This window comes from Wolbachia endosymbiont (group A) of Clivina fossor (assembly GCF_964026865.1).
Lineage (GTDB): Bacteria > Pseudomonadota > Alphaproteobacteria > Rickettsiales > Anaplasmataceae > Wolbachia.
In genome coordinates, this window is the sequence record NZ_OZ034707.1 from 238,143 (window position 1) to 256,091 (window position 17,949).

At 33.6% G+C, this 17,949-nt stretch carries 21 protein-coding genes and 3 pseudogenes; 5 read left to right on the forward strand and 19 right to left on the reverse strand.

What is annotated here, in order from left to right; translation table 11 throughout:
* Positions 1-126 precede the first annotated feature (126 nt).
* The 3 genes from AAGD99_RS01260 to AAGD99_RS01270 all read right to left on the reverse strand — a co-directional run bounded on the left by AAGD99_RS01260 (position 127) and on the right by AAGD99_RS01270 (position 1,872).
* Positions 127-1,141, reverse strand: a protein-coding gene (locus AAGD99_RS01260) for an IS630 family transposase (protein WP_341822251.1) whose coding sequence is annotated in 2 segments (ribosomal slippage) — positions 127-675 and positions 677-1,141 — 1,014 coding nt in all. Because the reading frame shifts where the segments join, the coding sequence is not laid out codon by codon here.
* 31 nt (positions 1,142-1,172) lie between these two features.
* The gene (locus AAGD99_RS01265; RefSeq protein WP_341822367.1) at positions 1,173-1,547 is read right to left on the reverse strand and encodes a hypothetical protein; all 375 of its coding nucleotides are present in this window, start codon (positions 1,545-1,547) and stop codon (positions 1,173-1,175) included.
* A 13-nt stretch (positions 1,548-1,560) separates the two neighbouring features.
* Complete coding sequence (locus AAGD99_RS01270; protein WP_341822368.1) at positions 1,561-1,872, reverse strand: GNAT family N-acetyltransferase; 312 nt, start codon at positions 1,870-1,872, stop codon at positions 1,561-1,563.
* A 153-nt stretch (positions 1,873-2,025) separates the two neighbouring features.
* Between AAGD99_RS01270 and AAGD99_RS01275 the strand changes: the two genes are divergently transcribed.
* Entirely contained in the window at positions 2,026-2,184 is a 159-nt protein-coding gene (locus tag AAGD99_RS01275) for a hypothetical protein (protein WP_341822369.1), read from the forward strand.
* A 43-nt stretch (positions 2,185-2,227) separates the two neighbouring features.
* Here the strand turns inward: AAGD99_RS01275 and AAGD99_RS01280 are convergent, their stop codons facing one another.
* From AAGD99_RS01280 to AAGD99_RS01290, 3 genes and pseudogenes are all read right to left on the reverse strand, one after another.
* Entirely contained in the window at positions 2,228-5,404 is a 3,177-nt protein-coding gene (locus AAGD99_RS01280; RefSeq protein ID WP_341822370.1) for an ankyrin repeat domain-containing protein, read from the reverse strand.
* A 62-nt stretch (positions 5,405-5,466) separates the two neighbouring features.
* Positions 5,467-5,673 carry a hypothetical protein gene (locus AAGD99_RS01285; RefSeq protein ID WP_341822371.1) on the reverse strand — a complete coding sequence of 69 codons (207 nt, stop codon included), beginning with the start codon at positions 5,671-5,673 and terminating at the stop codon, positions 5,467-5,469.
* Between the two features lie 332 nt (positions 5,674-6,005).
* A pseudogene (locus tag AAGD99_RS01290) lies at positions 6,006-7,088 on the reverse strand (IS110 family transposase); the annotation flags it as partial.
* Positions 7,089-7,163: 75 nt separating this feature from the next.
* Between AAGD99_RS01290 and AAGD99_RS01295 the strand changes: the two are divergent.
* From AAGD99_RS01295 to AAGD99_RS01310, 4 genes and pseudogenes are all read left to right on the forward strand, one after another.
* Positions 7,164-8,178 (forward strand): IS630 family transposase gene (locus tag AAGD99_RS01295; protein WP_341822251.1). Its coding sequence is split into 2 segments (ribosomal slippage): positions 7,164-7,628 and positions 7,630-8,178, totalling 1,014 coding nucleotides; the frame shifts between segments, so codons are not numbered across the junction.
* Between the two features lie 87 nt (positions 8,179-8,265).
* A pseudogene (locus AAGD99_RS01300) lies at positions 8,266-8,454 on the forward strand (hypothetical protein); the annotation flags it as partial.
* Positions 8,455-8,519: 65 nt separating this feature from the next.
* Positions 8,520-9,440 (forward strand): helix-turn-helix domain-containing protein, encoded by a 921-nt coding sequence (locus AAGD99_RS01305; RefSeq protein ID WP_341822372.1) that lies wholly within the window; start codon positions 8,520-8,522, stop codon positions 9,438-9,440.
* A gap of 46 nt (positions 9,441-9,486) precedes the next feature.
* Complete coding sequence (locus tag AAGD99_RS01310; protein WP_341822373.1) at positions 9,487-10,473, forward strand: helix-turn-helix transcriptional regulator; 987 nt, start codon at positions 9,487-9,489, stop codon at positions 10,471-10,473.
* A 306-nt stretch (positions 10,474-10,779) separates the two neighbouring features.
* Here AAGD99_RS01310 and AAGD99_RS01315 read toward each other — a convergent pair whose 3' ends face one another.
* The 13 genes and pseudogenes from AAGD99_RS01315 to AAGD99_RS01375 all read right to left on the reverse strand — a co-directional run bounded on the left by AAGD99_RS01315 (position 10,780) and on the right by AAGD99_RS01375 (position 17,920).
* Positions 10,780-11,709 carry a patatin-like phospholipase family protein gene (locus AAGD99_RS01315; protein WP_341822374.1) on the reverse strand — a complete coding sequence of 310 codons (930 nt, stop codon included), beginning with the start codon at positions 11,707-11,709 and terminating at the stop codon, positions 10,780-10,782.
* 21 nt (positions 11,710-11,730) lie between these two features.
* A pseudogene (locus AAGD99_RS01320) lies at positions 11,731-11,958 on the reverse strand (hypothetical protein).
* Between the two features lie 140 nt (positions 11,959-12,098).
* Positions 12,099-12,641, reverse strand: a complete 543-nt coding sequence (locus AAGD99_RS01325) for an ankyrin repeat domain-containing protein (protein WP_341822375.1) — start codon at positions 12,639-12,641, stop codon at positions 12,099-12,101.
* A 37-nt stretch (positions 12,642-12,678) separates the two neighbouring features.
* The gene (locus AAGD99_RS01330) at positions 12,679-13,122 is read right to left on the reverse strand and encodes a hypothetical protein (protein ID WP_341822376.1); all 444 of its coding nucleotides are present in this window, start codon (positions 13,120-13,122) and stop codon (positions 12,679-12,681) included.
* A complete protein-coding gene (locus AAGD99_RS01335) occupies positions 13,064-13,762 on the reverse strand; it encodes a hypothetical protein (RefSeq protein WP_341822377.1) in 699 nt (232 codons plus the stop codon). The genes AAGD99_RS01330 and AAGD99_RS01335 overlap by 59 nt, the downstream gene beginning before the upstream one ends.
* Positions 13,759-13,968, reverse strand: coding sequence for a tail protein X (locus tag AAGD99_RS01340; protein WP_341822378.1), 210 nt, complete (start codon positions 13,966-13,968; stop codon positions 13,759-13,761). Before AAGD99_RS01340 ends, AAGD99_RS01335 begins: the two co-directional genes overlap by 4 nt.
* A complete protein-coding gene (locus AAGD99_RS01345) occupies positions 13,965-14,312 on the reverse strand; it encodes a phage tail protein (RefSeq protein WP_341822379.1) in 348 nt (115 codons plus the stop codon). The genes AAGD99_RS01340 and AAGD99_RS01345 overlap by 4 nt, the downstream gene beginning before the upstream one ends.
* Positions 14,312-15,013: a hypothetical protein gene (locus tag AAGD99_RS01350; protein WP_341822380.1), complete on the reverse strand. Its 702-nt coding sequence runs from the start codon at positions 15,011-15,013 to the stop codon at positions 14,312-14,314. Before AAGD99_RS01350 ends, AAGD99_RS01345 begins: the two co-directional genes overlap by 1 nt.
* Positions 14,949-15,425, reverse strand: coding sequence for a phage tail tape measure protein (locus AAGD99_RS01355; RefSeq protein WP_341822381.1), 477 nt, complete (start codon positions 15,423-15,425; stop codon positions 14,949-14,951). Before AAGD99_RS01355 ends, AAGD99_RS01350 begins: the two co-directional genes overlap by 65 nt.
* Positions 15,394-16,083 (reverse strand): phage tail tape measure protein, encoded by a 690-nt coding sequence (locus AAGD99_RS01360; protein WP_341822383.1) that lies wholly within the window; start codon positions 16,081-16,083, stop codon positions 15,394-15,396. Before AAGD99_RS01360 ends, AAGD99_RS01355 begins: the two co-directional genes overlap by 32 nt.
* Positions 16,084-16,096: 13 nt before the next feature.
* On the reverse strand, positions 16,097-16,516 hold the full coding sequence (locus tag AAGD99_RS01365; RefSeq protein WP_341822385.1) for a hypothetical protein: 420 nt from the start codon (positions 16,514-16,516) through the stop codon (positions 16,097-16,099).
* The gene (locus AAGD99_RS01370; RefSeq protein WP_341822336.1) at positions 16,509-17,750 is read right to left on the reverse strand and encodes a recombinase family protein; all 1,242 of its coding nucleotides are present in this window, start codon (positions 17,748-17,750) and stop codon (positions 16,509-16,511) included. The genes AAGD99_RS01365 and AAGD99_RS01370 overlap by 8 nt, the downstream gene beginning before the upstream one ends.
* The gene (locus AAGD99_RS01375; protein ID WP_182319925.1) at positions 17,744-17,920 is read right to left on the reverse strand and encodes a hypothetical protein; all 177 of its coding nucleotides are present in this window, start codon (positions 17,918-17,920) and stop codon (positions 17,744-17,746) included. Before AAGD99_RS01375 ends, AAGD99_RS01370 begins: the two co-directional genes overlap by 7 nt.
* Positions 17,921-17,949: the final 29 nt, after the last annotated feature.

A 17,949-nucleotide genomic window follows, 5' to 3' on the forward strand; every position in this document is an offset into this window, starting at 1 on the left:
TAGCTTATTGAAGATACCGAAGCTATGGAGAGAGCAACTGCAACTACTACCACTAAATCAATAAATCTTAATAGGGGAAAACATTATGAAAACGTCAAAATTGACATTAGTATGTGATACCAAATCTCATAAATAAGTAGGCAAATAACTCACAGAACAAATGGTTTTGATCGAACTTTCCGTAATATTACGAATGAATGCACATACAGTATCCTCCAATAAACTAACAGAGTCATATATTCTATTTTTAATGAGATTGTCTTTCAAATATTGCCATAAACGCTCTACTGGATTTAACTCTGGTGAATATGGAGGTAAATAGATTAAGGTAATATTTTGTGGTATTTTTAAACCTTTGGATCTATGCCATCCTGCACAATCCACAACAAGAAATGCCTCCCTTGTTCCTAAATATTGTGACATCTGCTCAAGGAATATATTCATACAATCAGTATTGACGTTTGGTACGAATAAGCTAGAACTCTCTCCATTTCTAGGATTAACTGCACTATAGAGATAAAAGTTTTGCCTACCTAATTTTACCTTAACCTGTGTCCTAATGCCTTTTTTAAACCACCCGTGTCCAATCTTTGAATGTGTGCCAAACCGCGACTCATCGAAGAAAAATAGCTCTTTTTCGGGATACGTGACAATAGTTTCATTAAGATTTTTTTTTAAACTCTTCTTGTTTATTTTTATCCTGTTTATTGTGCACAGGCCTTGGAGTAATATACGAAAAACCTAACTTTTGCATCAGTCTATGTGCTGTAGACTTACTTACCTCAATAGAAAACATTTTCTCAATTATGATTTTTAATTTCTTAGCCGTTAGGTTGGCTCCTTCTTCTGCTATGACATTTTTAATTTCTTCTTGCTGCTTGTAGCTCAACTTCGGCTTTACTCCACGTCCTGGTTGTATTTTAAACGCATTGACTCCTCCTTCCTTAAATCTTGTAATCCACTTCATCAATGTAGTTCTAGTAATTCGGTATATTTGAACAACTTTTGTTATTCCATATTCTTTTGCAGATATTATTGCCTGTAATCTTCTTCCTATCTCTCCTCTTATGCCGTGCTTCTTTAATTCCAGGTTACACTTATTATATAATTCTTCTCCTATTGCTTTACTTTTTCCTGCCATAACTCCCCACTAATTCTTAAATTATTCTATTTTAGAAATTTTTCTTTATTCGTCTATTTATTTTTAGGAATTGGTATAAGAATAGTAGTAACAAAATTATCTTATAATGATAAGCTGAAAAATACAAAATAATAGATAAAGCTGCTCGAAAAACATCAGAATAAATCAAAATAGGTATTGGATTTTTATTATCTACTGATACTCCTATAATTGAACCAAAAAAGACGCTTGGAGCTGCCATAGCAATCTCAACAATAGCGAGCATTTGTGATGGTAAGCCAATATCATAGATGAATAATGAGGCAATAATGGGTATTATCATCCAATCACCTAAACTGGAAATAAAATCGGCAATAAGTAAGTTGACGTAGTTAGCATTACCGATCAAACGATTTATTTGTACCATAATCCATATTCCATTAAACTTTACATGCTAGATGGTATGCTTTAGCTTGAAATCCATTATTTAAATAAAATTTTAAACCTAAGTAGTTACTTACATTTATATCTAAATGAATTTGATTACAATCTGTTCTTTTACTTTCTCCTTTTATCCATTCAATTAACTGATGGCCATAGCCTTTTGACCGATACTCAGGTAAAGTTACCAAATCATCAATATAAATATATTTTCCAAATGCAAACTTATAGAGTAACCTATACCCTAAAATAGCAACAAGCTTGTTGTCTACGTATTTACCAATAACTTTATATCCGCTGCTATTACACAAAGACGTAAAATTAGTGAACTAATAGAAAAAGGCAATGTTGAAATTGAAAGAAGTAATGAGGATAGAGAAGGAGAAAATGGAGTACTAGATTTAGTGAGAGAGTATAATAAAATTGAGGATGAAGAAATACGTGATAAATTTTATTCATTAATTATGTCAGTATCTAAAAGAATACAGATTGATAAAGAAAAGGGTAAAAAAATAGGGAGAACAGAAATGGCAAAAAACCTACTTGAAGTGGGTATTCCTACCAATGTAATATGTCAAGTGACTGGCCTACACAATCTTGAAGCTATAAGACAATTTCTTTAGAAAATCTCTTAAACTATTAATTCAATATCACCATCTGTCCTTACTATGGACAACGGCTTACTGTTTCTTTGAAACTTGAGACTCCTCTTATTTCATCAAGTTTTGTCAAAGGACCGATTTTTCCATTAGATTGACTCATTGCTTCAGAACGCATCAATTTTCCAGACCTTTCAAAATATCCCTGTTCAATAGCATCGTATACTAAATACCCACCAAATGAGCAATTCTTCCCTATTTCTTCTTTACAATCTTTTAATTGCTTCAGCAAATCTTGATTATTTACTTCTACCCTTATAAGGTCTTTATTTCGCATATCAGGATATAATCTAACCTCTAATTCTCCTAAACTAGTATAGAAAGTTAATACTATATCGCTACCATCTGCAAGATCAGTGTAATGCCTTATGCCATTTGCCGTTATAATTTCTACCTCACTTTTACCGATTCTTATTATATCTCTTCCGTACTCTATTTCTCCTTGAGTTAGTCCTAAACTCCTTGCTCCATCTGTAATCTTCGCAACATTTATTGTGCTGTCCTCTGAGTATTCTAAGTAAAAAGTAGAATTATCCATTTTTGCATTTTTTACTCTACCAGTAGCTGCACTTTTAACGATTTCCATAAACTTAAAAGTATTATTGAAACATTCTTCATGAGCTTTTTTCATATTAGTTTTGTGATCTTTAAATTCTGACTCCAGTGTATCGATTACATCTATACTACTCAAGTTATGCAACACTGCTCCTTTTGATACTAATTTACATATTATATCACTAGCAACTTTAGGATTCTTTTTTAATCCACTAACCCTTTTTATTACATAATCTGTAAAATTATATGTATCTTGGTACATCATTTCACCTGGACGAACAAGAAAATTAAACCTTACTCCAGACTCTATAGCTTTATTTACAACTTGTTCTAGTTGATTCATGTCTTGAGCTTCACCTACTCTGTCTAAAAACATTTTCAACTTCTGCTGCTGGTTTAATATTAAATTATCCCATAGAGTTCCAGATTCAGGCGAATGTTCTTTTCTATCTAATCTTTCATAGTCAATCGCTCCCGCTTCTAACAGCAGTCTTTTTGCTTCTTCATAAGGAGTTTCGCAATAACGAAAATGTCTTGAGTAAAAAATGATTCTGAGATTTAGAAGAATTTCTGATTTTCCTTCACGATCACGAAGGTTCAAAATCCTTTTAAGATCTTGAGTATTCTTGTATTTATTCAAAAATACTTTTAGTTCAGTAAAGTCTGTACTTGCGTCAACAATACGACCAAATTCTTGGCACAATCTTTTTTGATTGTCAGTTAAAAAGTGCCTTTCAACATGGTAGTTATGATTATCAGTTGCAACTTGTAGCGGAGTTTTTTCCTGTTTATCCTTTTTACTGGAGTCAGCTCCGTGCTCTAGAAGAACATTTATACTTTTCTCATCACCAATACTAGCAGCGTAATGCAAAGGTGTTCTCTCTTCACTATCCTGCGCATTAGGATCAGCCCCTGCTTCTATGAGAGACCCTATATTATTATACGAAGCATAATGTAATGGTATTTTTCCTCTATCGTCCTTTATATTAGGATTAGCTCCAGCCTCCAAAAGTAAATCCACACATTTTTCTACTAACTTACCATCCATACTTGATATTACATGTAGTATTGTCAACTCAGATTCTCCTCTTGTAAGATTAAGGATGTATTTTAGATCGTCATCATCTTTATTCTCTCGTAAAAAATCACGTAAAATATCTTTATCACGATAACTTTCATCACTCAAATATGGAAGGTCTTTAAGAATACTTAACAATTTTTTATTCAACTCGTTTTGCTTTGGTGTTAAGCCAGATACGTCAGCAAACCATGTGCATATTAAATTATCAAATGTGTCTTTTCTAACAGTATCAATTAAGGAGTAACCTTTACGAAACAGCAATGAATATTTAAGCAATTCATATTCATCATCCACTTGCTCTTCTTCCCCTCCTGTTGTTGTTTTCTCTGCTTTTTTCGGAAGATGCTCTAAACTATTATTTTTGATTAATTCAATTAAACGCTTGAGAGTTCTATAACTTTTATTCTCCAATAAAGGATCTGCTCCTTTTTTCATTAAAGCCTTGACTGCTTCTGCATGACCACTTTGAACAGCAAGGTATAATGGAGTCACCTTATCAGATTCACTCAACACATTAACATTTGCTCCATTTTCTATGAAAGTATTTACTATCTCTGTATGACCCATTTGAGCAGCAAAGTGTAATGGAGTATATCTATGTCCATCTATAACCACTGCTTCAACATTTGCCCCGTTTTCTATGAGGGCATTTACTACCTCTGTGTGGCCATTTTTAGCAGCAAAGTGTAATGAAGTATATCCCATAATATCCACTGCATTAACATTTACCCCTTTTCCTATAAGGGTATTTACCATTTCTGTATAGCCATTTTTAGCAGCGAAGCGTAACAGAGTATGTTCATCAACAATTGCCCCGTTTTCTATGAGGGCTTTTTCTATTTCTGTATGGCCATTCTCAATAGCAAGGTGTAATGGAGTACATTTATCTCCTCCCACTACATTAACATGTGCCCCGTTTTCTATGAGAGCATTTACTATCTCTGTATGACCCATTTGAGCAGCAAAGTGTAATGGAGTCCAACCGTTTTGATTCACTGCATTAATATCTGCCCCGTTTTCTATGAGGGCCTTTATTGTCTTTATATGGCAATTTTCAACAGCAAGGTATAATGGAGTCCAGTTATTTTCTCCCACTGCATTAACATCTGCTCCTTTTTCTATGAGAGCATTTACTATCTCTGTATGGTCTCCTACAGCAGCAAAGTGTAATGGAGTAGACCCGTTTTGATTCACTGCACTAACAATTGCCCCTTTTGCTATAAGGGCATTTACTATCTCTGTATGGCCTTCTACAGCAGCAAAATGTAATGGAGTACATCCGTATTGATTTGCTTTATCAACTTCAACACCTTTTTTTATTAGAAACTCTGTTACCTTTGCAAGGCCATTTGCGGCAACTATATGCAACAACGTAAGTTGATCATTGCATGTATAATTTATGTCAAATTGATTATTCCTCCACTCTTTATATGTGCCTGGATCTTCTTTTTCTAACTTCTCTTTTATTTTTCCAATTACATTACTCTCATTTAAATCATTGTCAGCATTTATTGAAGTTAATATGCCTAACCACTGCTCATATTCCATGATTCACACCTCAAATTGTTTATTTTGCTATACTATATAAAGTTCAGTAAGATTACCTTTAGCTAAGGTCCTTGTACCATTTTACCGATACTGCATTCAATAAAGAAAGCTTTGTAATGTGCGTATAAACGTCTTTTAATCAATTCATGCTCACCACCCACCTGCTCTTTCTCTAGCTTTTTTGGCAACCCTTCCAATGTTTCATTTATTTCTGGATTTGTTTTCGCATTAGAAACCTGCTCAGGCTTCGAAATATCTCTAGTTAACATATTTCCCCCCAGTCTATAAAGATATTATGTATAATACATAGCACGAATAAAAGCTAATGCAAGTATAATTTTTATAACTTTGTTATTTTTTTAGAGAGCTGTGTTTTCTTTCCTTCTATACCCACCTTTCCTCAAATAGCTCACATGTTTACACAATGCTGTTTACTTTGTCCTTAAGAACGTTTCCACCTTTACGGATTCCATTCAAATTCTTGAGCAGCAAACCTTTTTCCTTATACAAAACCCCAAGCAGAGTGGAGCCAAAACCCACCATAATACTTGATACTTTCTATTTTCCTTCAACTTTACCAGCACTTTTCCTCCTAAGAAACTCACTCAACTAACTCTTCTTGTTGAACTAATATGTAGCCAAATTCGCTCGCTTTTTTGATCAAATTTTTTACAGTTCTATCTTTATAGCGTGTTTCATAGTATTCCATTCCTTTTTCTACATATTCCTGTCCGTATTTGAGCATACTATAAAATATGCATGCCATTTTTCTTGCAGTAGCTGTTATTGCTTTTGGTGCTCCTAGTCGTTTTTTCAATCTTCTGTAGTATGCACCCAACGCACTTTTACTATTTCCTACAGAATGAGCAGCTATTCGCAAAGCATTCGCAGCACGGTTAATGACTTTACGTGTTCTTGTGTTAAACACTTTTTCCCCTGTAACTTTATTAGCAGGACTGAGTCCCAACCACGACGAAAAGTGCTTTTCTGTTGGCCATTTACTATGGTTTATACCAACTTCTGAAATTATGGTTTGTATACTTAATACATCAAATCCAGGAATTTTAGTGAAATCCATACCAGTTATTCGGTGCAGTTCCTCATACAAAGCAAAGCTTGGCTTACTTTTGCTATTTTTATTCTTTTGCTTACTTAGCTGTTTGCTTTCACAAGACTTTGTTTCAAACGTTTTATAATAGGCTTCAATATTTCTATCACATTCTGCTATTTTTTCTTGATAAATATTATATAATTCAAATTCTTGCTTTAGCGTGAATAAGTGTTCCTCTCTATAGTCACCAGCTAACGCTTTTGCAATAGTAGACTGATCATTTTTCATTCGCACGTCCCTGAATTCTGCTAATTTTTCAGAATCTCTTTCGCCTTCAATTATAGCTTCAATGATTTTCATACCAGTTATCCCAGTAATATGACTAATAACCTTGTGTAATTGTATATTCATTTGAATTAATGCCTTCTGCATACGCAGAATATGTGTAGATGCACTTTCAGTGAGATTTTTGCGTTGCCGCACGTAACTGCGCAATACACACATCTGATTATCTGGCCTAAACGATCCATGAAGCAGTCCGTAGCTATGCAGTTGTTGGAGCCATTGGCAATCTTGAACGTCAGACTTCCTACCAGGTACATTCTTTACATGCCGTGCATTTACCAATCTTATACCAATTCCTAAAAATAAATAGACGAATAAAGAAAAATTTCTAAAATAGAATAATTTAAGAATTAGTGGGGAGTTATGGCAGGAAAAAGTAAAGCAATAGGAGAAGAATTATATAATAAGTGTAACCTGGAATTAAAGAAGCACGGCATAAGAGGAGAGATAGGAAGAAGATTACAGGCAATAATATCTGCAAAAGAATATGGAATAACAAAAGTTGTTCAAATATACCGAATTACTAGAACTACATTGATGAAGTGGATTACAAGATTTAAGGAAGGAGGAGTCAATGCGTTTAAAATACAACCAGGACGTGGAGTAAAGCCGAAGTTGAGCTACAAGCAGCAAGAAGAAATTAAAAATGTCATAGCAGAAGAAGGAGCCAACCTAACGGCTAAGAAATTAAAAATCATAATTGAGAAAATGTTTTCTATTGAGGTAAGTAAGTCTACAGCACATAGACTGATGCAAAAGTTAGGTTTTTCGTATATTACTCCAAGGCCTGTGCACAATAAACAGGATAAAAATAAACAAGAAGAGTTTAAAAAAAAATCTTAATGAAACTATTGTCACGTATCCCGAAAAAGAGCTATTTTTCTTCGATGAGTCGCGGTTTGGCACACATTCAAAGATTGGACACGGGTGGTTTAAAAAAGGCATTAGGACACAGGTTAAGGTAAAATTAGGTAGGCAAAACTTTTATCTCTATAGTGCAGTTAATCCTAGAAATGGAGAGAGTTCTAGCTTATTCGTACCAAACGTCAATACTGATTGTATGAATATATTCCTTGAGCAGATGTCACAATATTTAGGAACAAGGGAGGCATTTCTTGTTGTGGATTGTGCAGGATGGCATAGATCCAAAGGTTTAAAAATACCACAAAATATTACCTTAATCTATTTACCTCCATATTCACCAGAGTTAAATCCAGTAGAGCGTTTATGGCAATATTTGAAAGACAATCTCATTAAAAATAGAATATATGACTCTGTTAGTTTATTGGAGGATACTGTATGTGCATTCATTCGTAATATTACGGAAAGTTCGATCAAAACCATTTGTTCTGTGAGTTATTTGCCTACTTATTTATGAGATTTGGTATAAGAAGAAGCACAGAGTTCCTCCCTTCTCCACCTAATGCTTAAGCTTAAAACATTAGATGCTTTTGACAAGATACAAGAAGAAATAGGAAAAAATTGTCTTCTTGCTGGAGTAAAACTTAAAGAAGCAGTAGAGAGAGGTAATTTCACTAGATGTGGCATATGGAGTGAAAAGTATGCTATAAAAGAGATTAGCAATGATGAAGTATTGTCTTCATGGGTAAATAGGGTATGTGGAGGTAGTAAAGAAACCTTTAGGGAACTTTAATTCATTTATTTTAAGGTTCCAGAGTTTACTGGAGCCTTTGAGCTATAGTAGAAAATATTATATATATGGTTTTTTGCGTGGAAAAAAGTCTAGACTATGAAGTAGGACAAAAAGTAAAAAGTTGGAGGTTAGAGCGAGGTTATACTCAGAAGGGTTTGGCTGAGAAAATTGGTGTAAAGTACTGGGTAATACTGCAATATGAGAAAGGGAACCGTAAAATTCCAATTAAGAAGTTATATACCATAGCAGAAGCATTATCAGTGAATGTTAAAGGTCTAGTTTGTGGAGAGACACTACCAAATGAAAAAAGATATTTTGAAGAGGAAGAAATATTAAGTTTAGTAAAGGGATATAAGGATAAAGAATTACGTGAGATATTTTATTTATTAACCAAATTTATTCGTTTGAGCAAGGAAAGAAGCAGAAAAGCGGTAAAAATAGAAGTAGCAAGGGGTTTGATGAAAGTAGGAGTTTCTGCTCATGTTATCTCTCGAACAACTAACTTATCTATTGGTGAGTATGAGGAGAACAAAATTTCGGTTCCATACAAAGTAGGGCAAAGGATAAAAGAGTGGAGATTGATACGAGGATATACTCAAAAAGATTTAGCGAATAAAGTTGGCATAACAAATCAAGGAATATACGAATATGAACAAGGGCGAGCTGCTGTCTCACTTGAAATGTTAGATGAAATAGCAAAGGTATTATCAATCAGTATCATAGATCTACTTCCCGAATCAGATGAGGATAGTGAAGCGGAAGAAAAGCTATCAAACTTGATAGAAGAATACAAAAAGATTGAGAGTCGGGAATTACGCGATATGCTAATCAAGTCTTTATTTGAAGGTATACATGTTTGTAGAGAAAAGGTCAGAGAGGAAAAGAAGATTGAAGTTGCAAGGAATTTAGTGAAAGAAGGAATTTCTGTTGATATTATCTTGCAAACGACAGGCTTATCAAATTATATGATTGAGAAATTTTTGTGATTTCATAAAAACTTAGCCAATAGTGGATTTTTTTGTGATAGAATATATGTTTGCTTCTGTAGGAAAAACAGCTTTTAGAGGATTTATCTATGATAATTCAGAGCATATTGGCTCAGTAAGCTACGAGCTAGGGAAAAAAATAGAAGGTTGTAGGATAGTACAAGGGTATACTCAGGCAAAATTAGCAAGCAAAATTGGTTTAACACATAAGGAAATACATAACTTTGAACTAGGGTGCAAGGCTATTACAATCAAAGAATCTTATATAATAGCAGGAGCATTGTCAGTTAGTGTTGTAGATCTACTTCCAGGACCAACAGTACTAAGAGAAAACGGTTGGTACAAAGATGAGGATAAAGAAATAGTCTATCTAACAAAAATACATAGAGAAATTAAGGATCAGGAATTACGCAAGAAGCTGTATCCATTAGTAAGGTTTGTATATATTAGCGAGAAAATTAGTCAAGAAGAAGCGAAAATAGAAGTAGCAAAGAATCTAGTGAAAGAAGGAGTTTCAGTTGATATTATTTCCCAAGTGACTCGCTTATCTACTTACGAATATGGTGATATAGAGAAAGAAATTTGTACTGATTCTATACTCTACAAAGTGGGGAAAAGGATAAAAGAGGAGAGATTAATACGGGAATACACTCAGGAGGACTTGGCAAATAAAATCGGTTCAACACCTAAAGAAATACACGACTATGAACGAGGATATACAGACATTCCAATTGAAATATTATATAAGATAGCAAAGACATTATCAGTTAACATTAAAGCTCTTGGACTAACAGAATATGAAAATGAGCCAATTTTGCGGTTTGTAGGTAAATGCGAAAAAATTGAGGATCAAGAATTACTGGATACGGTAGCCAGATCTTTATCTGAAGGAATGCAAACTAGTAAAGAAAAGGTTAAAAAAGCAGAGAAAATCAAGGTTACAAAAGGTCTAGTTAAGGCAGGTGTTGCTATTGATATTATTGTGCGAGCAAGTGGTCTAACTGCTGATGAGTTGGGTGATTGTGAAAATTGAATTGTGTTAAAGACGGTTGGGAGTGTTAAATAATATATTAAGATACAAGTAAAGATAGTTATATACTTAATATAAATAAAGGTTGCAAATAATCTACTTATGTTGGATGTTTCTATTGATGCTATTTCTAAAATAACAGATTTATCTATTGAGGAGCTTGAAAATTATGCTTTCAAAACTTAGCCTGAATTAAAAACAGCAGTAGGTTACTGATTCACAAATAATATACTAAGATATAAGTAGAAATAATTATATATTTAATATATCTATTCTGAACCCTTGTTTAGCTCTGCAGAATTTGACGTATCAAGATGCAACATCACAGAATTTATCTATCAGTTCCTGATTGTCCTTTATCATTGCCTTTGCCTCTTGCTGAAGAGATTTGATATTTTTTGATGTAATGTTATCCATGTCAGCCGACGCTAGCTTCAATTGCGATTGTATTCTTACGTATCTATTGCCTATTACTTGATTCATCTGATAATTTACGCAGTCCAATCCAGAGGCAAACATCACATTTAACAAAGGTTTTATCCATCCTATTTTTCCAAATCTCTTTGAATTGGCATACTCTATGCTTCTATCTGTTCTTCCAGTACCTATCGATAACAATAGAATATCATCATTTGGAAATAACCTCTTACCACTTGCATATGCGCAAGCCGCAGGATTATTGGCAAACACCCCACCATCCACTAATAATCTGTCTATCTGGTCAATTTTTAGATATTTTGGTATGAAATAAGTAGGTGCAGCCGTTGCAGCTCTGAGTGCATCTTTTAGCCTGATAAAATTTCTGTCTTCTCTCCAGCTCTTAAAAAAGAAAGGATAGTTGTTGTTAATATCATAACTTGTTATCAGTACCTTACTTAATGTGTTTTTTAGAATATCCTCTCCAAAATATTTATCCAGTACAGATTCAATATTTTTATGTGGGTATTGTGCACAGTTAAACCAAGATAGTATTGATCGCCTCAAGAATGATGACTTGAAAATATATGCTCCGTACTTTTGGTAAAACTCAACTAGGTCGTTGGCTGAGTATTGGGGATTTCCCCGTTCATCTTTTTTACATAATCCCGCTACAACAATTCCACCGGTTGAAGTACCTGCCATAAGATCAAAGATTTCAGCTATCGGTTTCCTTGTCCTTTGCTCTATTTCTGCGAGAATAATGGCTGGTATGATGCCTCTAATTCCACCTCCATCAACGGATAAAATGTATTTAATCAATTGTAAATTTAGGTAAGGATATTAAGATTTAATTTTTCCGCTTAAAACCTGCAATTTAAACTCATCTAATTCTTCAGAAAGATTTTTTACCCTTTCCTCAAGTACTAATACTTTTTCCATTAAACCATATTCAATAAGTTTATCGTGAAATTGTACCCTTGAGTCTAGCTTGGATAACCATCATATCAATGCTACGGTTTGGATTAATATGGTAATAATTACTGTAATTGGGATTTTTTGGTTTAGCATATTTTGTACTGGTTGTAAAATAACTGCAAATTACTGGTAAAAAAGAAATATGTTCAGTTTCTATATTTTGCTGTGGTAGTCACTATTTGAATTCGTATTACTCTTCTGCAGATCCTTATGACTCCAATATATCTTTGATATTACTTGCTATTTTTGAGCGAGCCTTCTGCATTGGAAAGTAGTTTTATTACTTCCCTGTATTGCTTGTTTTTATCTTTATTACGTTGTTCTGATATTACAGCCATGCTTCTAGGTGTTCTTCCATCTTTAGCTATAGCACTGGGATCTGCTCCTTTGTCTAATAGAAATTTAACAATTTCCAAACGTCCTTGATCTGCAGCATAATGCAGCGGTGTCCATCGCTCGTATCCGTCAGAAGCACTTACATCAGCTCCTTTTTGTACTAGAAACTTCACGACTTCTAAACAATCTACCTCTGAAGCATAATGTAATGCTGTTAATTTAGGAACCTGCACATTAACATCTAATAGATTTTCTACCAAAAATTTTACAACCTCTAAGTTACAATTTTCAGAAGCAATTTGTAGTACTGTTTTATAATTACTCACAGCTTTACTCTTTGTATAACAACATGTAACAACAACACATATAACTGTTATCATCAGCCATAGAAAATTTATCTTATTCTTTATGTTCTTACTTATTTTGTTCATGTCTAACATTTTTTTAGAATTAAATGACCATTTGCTTAAGTTTCACTTAAACAGCTTTGCTCACTGCTGCCTCTACTATAGTTTGATATCCTCTATTATTCAGAATATGCTCTGCCTTGCTAATTACCCATTCACCTTCAATTTCCTGACAAAATCCTGAAAGGCTGATCTTAGCTTCTGCAAATAATTCTGGATTACCAGGAACAGTTACATTTAAATTTGATGTACTACGTTTTAGTTGTTTTAACTTAGCTGCTGCTGCACTAATTGCTGATTCTGCAGTAGAGTAAAGCGTTTGCAGAGTATAACTTGGACCCTCATTTCCCACTTTCTCTTCTATAGTTTCTCCCTTTTCATAACTGTGCCATTTTGCAATAACAGATCCATATTTGTTACGTACATTAAAATTTACCTCCCAATTTATAATATCTTTAGGTGTTATACCAAACTTCGTTATTGGGAAGACAAATAGAATATACGATAAATTCACTTAAACCTCCAGTTATAGGCGGAAAGCACTCTTTTTCATTTGTCTCATTATTATTGAGAATTGGTATTAATACTGTTGTACCTAACATCTTTCCAGTTGCTGATCTTGCTTCTCCCTTTGGAATAAAAATTATATATCCTACTGCTGGTTTTACTAACGCATCATATTTTTTGCCTAATCCTTCCAAAAAACTCATGTCGCTTTCATCTGCTTGAATGGTATGTGGTATAAATATATTTTCAAATCTTTCAGCGACTTTACCTTCATACCCATGCTTTTGTGCTATTTCTTTAATTAAATCTCCTAAGGTAATGTCCTTCCATTCCTTTGATTTTCTTTCCTTTAATGATCCTCTTAAACTTGCAGCATCACATTTTATTCTTAAAGTTTGCGGTGGACTTTGTATTGTAATTTGATTTGCCTTATATACTCCCATAGGTAGTAAACCTGTTTCTTTGTATCCTAGAAAAATTTGTAAATTACCCTTAAGTTCTAAAGCGCTAGAGTTATAACTAATATATATCTCAGCTTCGTCACTTGTAGTACCTGATCCATCAGTGACACGTAGTAATATTAAACTCTTTTTTAAAACCTCTGTTACTGGGTTATTTTTTGCTACTATATCAAAATCTGGTGTCATTCATCTAAAATATTTATAACAGATTCTTTCAATATTCTCTGAATTTTAGGAAGCTTAATTTTTAATCCAGCGGGCAAAAAGCTTCCGTATTTTGCAAGGCCTGGATTTTCAAGCAATATTTCCTCCACTGCTCCACTACTGTATCCATAATGTTTCCAGCAAATGTAATCCAACATTTCATTTTCTTTAGTGTAATAATAAATCATTTATTATAACTTTTTAACTTCAAAATAAACTCAACTTTTCTTGGTTTTCCATCAGGAAAAAATAATATCTGTTTTTCTTCTACATTAGTAATGACAAAATTTCCAAGTATATTTCCTGAATTATCAACCAGAACGTGCGGTTCTTGAGTATCACGTATATTTTTTAGTTGTTCTAAGCCATTACTCTGATAACGTGGATAAATCACTCCTGTCAGATCAATACATTCAATTCCTGAACCAATGTTTTGTAGCAACGTTTTTTCAATACATTCAATCGTATACCACCTTTCTTCTTTACTGTATCTTAGGCTTGTTGGTTCAAGCTTACATTTTCCAAGCAACATTAATGCAGCTCTTCAACTATATCAAAAAGTGCTCCACGTGCTTGTTCTCTAAACCTTTCTATTACTGCATCAGCAACACTGCGGACATCTTCAGACTTAATATTGATATTAAACGTTTGATAGAATGCTTGGTTATATACTTTAGATTCCCTATTTTCATATCTACTTTTCTTGAATGCTTTCTCAACTTCTTCTTGTTCTATAGCTCTTTTTTCTTCTATAACACTTTTAACTTTAAAACTCTCAAAATTGCTTTTACTATTTTCTGAAAATTGTTTAATAGCACTATTATTTGTCAATGGGTTTCCATTACTGAAAATGCTATTTTTAGAAAGCTTATTAACAAAATTTCCATTACTTTCAAATTTTCTAATCGGGCTGTTCTCAGTAAATATGCTGCTTCCCATCCACGAAAAGGCTTCTCCTATAGGTTTAATGATTGACTTCCAAAAGCTAGAGAAAAAGTCTTTTACTTTCTGCCAGTTAGTTAGAACATAAGCTGCACCAGCAACAAGACTCGCTATTAAAAGTCCAATTGGGTTACTCATTGCAGCGAGTGTTATTGCTCTTAGCCCTGTTATTACTGCAGGAAAAACTATACTTGATAAAGATGAAAATGTTGTCAGTATCGTTGCTTTAAGACCAAAAATTGTACTTCCTAATAAAGTAATTCCGTAGCCTACTCCCACTACTAATACCAATTCTCAATAATAATGAGACAAATGAAAAAGAGTGCTTTCCGCCTATAACTGGAGGTTTAAGTGAATTTATCGTATATTCTATTTGTCTTCCCAATAACGAAGTTTGGTATAAGACTTTCAAACTTATCAAAGCTGCTAAAGTACTCATGATTGCCGTAGTTAAAGTTGGATGTTTTTCTGCAAAAGAAGCTATACGCTCTGTTATTGCTTTCAAACTTCCAGCTACATAATTTAAAGTAGGCAACATTACTGACCCTAGATTCATGCCAGCTTCAAATACTGCATTTTTAAGTAATTGTAATTTATTAGCTGTAGTATTTGCCCGATTGTTAAATTCGTCCTGCATTGAAGCGTTATATTTTTCTTTATCAGCTAAATGTTCAATAGCTTTCTTGTAAATGTCTAATACCAATTCTCAATAATAATGAGACAAATGAAAAAGAGTGCTTTCCGCCTATAACTGGAGGTTTAAGTGAATTTATCGTATATTCTATTTGTCTTCCCAATAACGAAGTTTGGTATAAGCTTCCTACTAAAAGAGCAATGTCATCTTGAAACCCAGCACCAAATAGATTCATAAGAATACCGGCACGCTCTTGGTCATCTATTTTTTTTAAAGTTTCAAGAAATTGCAATATTGCCTCTTGAGGATTTTTTTTAATAGTTTGTTCGAGCTCTTCTATACTTGTTCCCATCTCATCTAATGCATCGTGAAATTCAGGACTTTGCTCCCTTGCGGTCTGTAGTTTACTAAGAAAGTTATTTATAGCAGTTGCTGCTTTTTCAGGTTGTTTACCTAAACTTATGAACGCACTTGCTAAGCTACTTGCTTGATCAATTTCTAAACCAAACTGTTTAGCATTACCACCAATTCTATTCAGTGTAAGAACCATTTCCTTAGCTTTGGCAGCAGTATTATCTGAGAGATGGTTTATTATGTTACCTACATTTTCCATGCCATCAACTTTAATTCCGTAGACATTGGATATTTTCGCAATAGCATTACCAGCTTCTTCTGCCGACATATCAAACGCTGTGGTCATTTTAGCAACTACTGTTGTAAACTTCATAAGATCATTTTTGTCAATACCAAGTTGACCACCACTTACCCCTACAACAACATTGCAAGCATTGATTTTTCTCCATATGAAAAGAGTCTGGAAGCTCTTTTACTCTAAACACGATGTTTACATCCTCAAAATTAATCTCAATTCGCTTAACTAACGTTCTAATAATATCACGTTTAGTTAGCCAGTCTGCATTATTAAGACTTGAGTTAATACTAGAGGAAAACCCCTCTAAATTTGTTACTACTAGAGTTAACTCTTGTGTGAGTTTTTTCTGATCAAATATCTTTTTCTTTTGTTCTTCAACCATTTTTAAGTTTTGTTTCATTGCTTTAATTCTTGGCTCAAATTCTTCTTGATCAATATATTCTTGAGTATAACTATCAATTAACCTTGCAATACCTCGTTTTAATTTATCTTCTTGTGTTTCAAGCAAAGCGCTTTTTTGATCTAGTGGTAAGTTCTGAAAGTCTACGTTTATACTCCTCTAATATTCTATTCGGATTTTTTAATAGATGTTTCACCTCTTCCCACACAGCCATGTCTAATGTATCTGTACGAATTAATTTGTTGTTACACATTTTATTACCGCCAAAACGGTATGAATCCGTGCCAACACAACGATAATATACCTGATTATTAGTTTTTTTCCCCTCCTTATTCCTTGCAGTGCTAGTACCATAATATGCATAATTGCAAAGCTTACATACTACTAAACCTTGCAATAAATGTCTTGCTCCTCTTTGTCTTGTTCTTGCTATTTTTCTATTCTCAGCTAATTGTTCTTGAACGATTTCAAATAAATCTTCGCTTACTATACTAGGTACTTTAATATAAATCCAATCCTCTTTTGGAACAGGATAAGTAGAATAATTATCTTTTGGATGCTCGCAGGAGTTTTTTTTCGGTCTTATATGTTTTAGTTTTACGCCAAACCTTGTTTTACCAAAAGCTGCTTGTCCTTTATAAGCAGAGTTTTTTAACATACTCAAAACTACAGCCCTATCCCAATACTCTTTTCCAGTTCTCGTCATAATGGACATAGCACTTAGCCTACGACATACTTCTCCTATACTGGCTCTTTCTCTTCCTACCAAAGAAAATACTTTACGAACAACTTCAGCTTCTTCTTCATAAATCTCAAATAAGGCCTGTCCTGTTTCTGTATTTTTGTTTATATAACGATAGCCATAAGGAGCAGCACTCATTACACTTATACAACCCTTATTTGCTGCATAAATCTTTCCTCGACGACTTCGTTCCATGATTTTTGCACGTTCGTATTCTGCTATCATACCTTGCATTTGTAATAGTAATTGAGATTCTGGATTATCGCTAATTTGATAATTTAAAAAAATGACTTCCACTCCTAATTTCTTAAACTCTTCAAGTAATATCATCTGATATGCATACTTACGAGATAAACGATCAGGAGAATGAATATAAACCTTATCAATGTTACCTTCTGCTATTTTATCACGTAATTTTTCCAAACCAGGACGGATTATGTTAGAACCACTATAACCATTATCAATAAATTTATATTCATTTAATAATTTATGTCCATCCATACTAATTTGATTCTCTATAGCAGCAATTTGGCTTGCTATTGTATCTTCTTGTGCTTGCCTACCTGAAGAAACTCTTGCATATAAACTAACTGTTACCATTTTACCGTCCTCAAATCTACTTTCTTATATTCAGAGTTTTCTTCCTTTTTGCTCGCTTTTATTGGTTTACTTAACACTAATTTTTCATATGCATCTAATAGATACAACTCTGCTAATCGATTTACTTCATAACTACAACTAATCCGAACTATTAATTTTTTGTTGCCCATGAGCTCTACCATATATTATTCATCGAGAC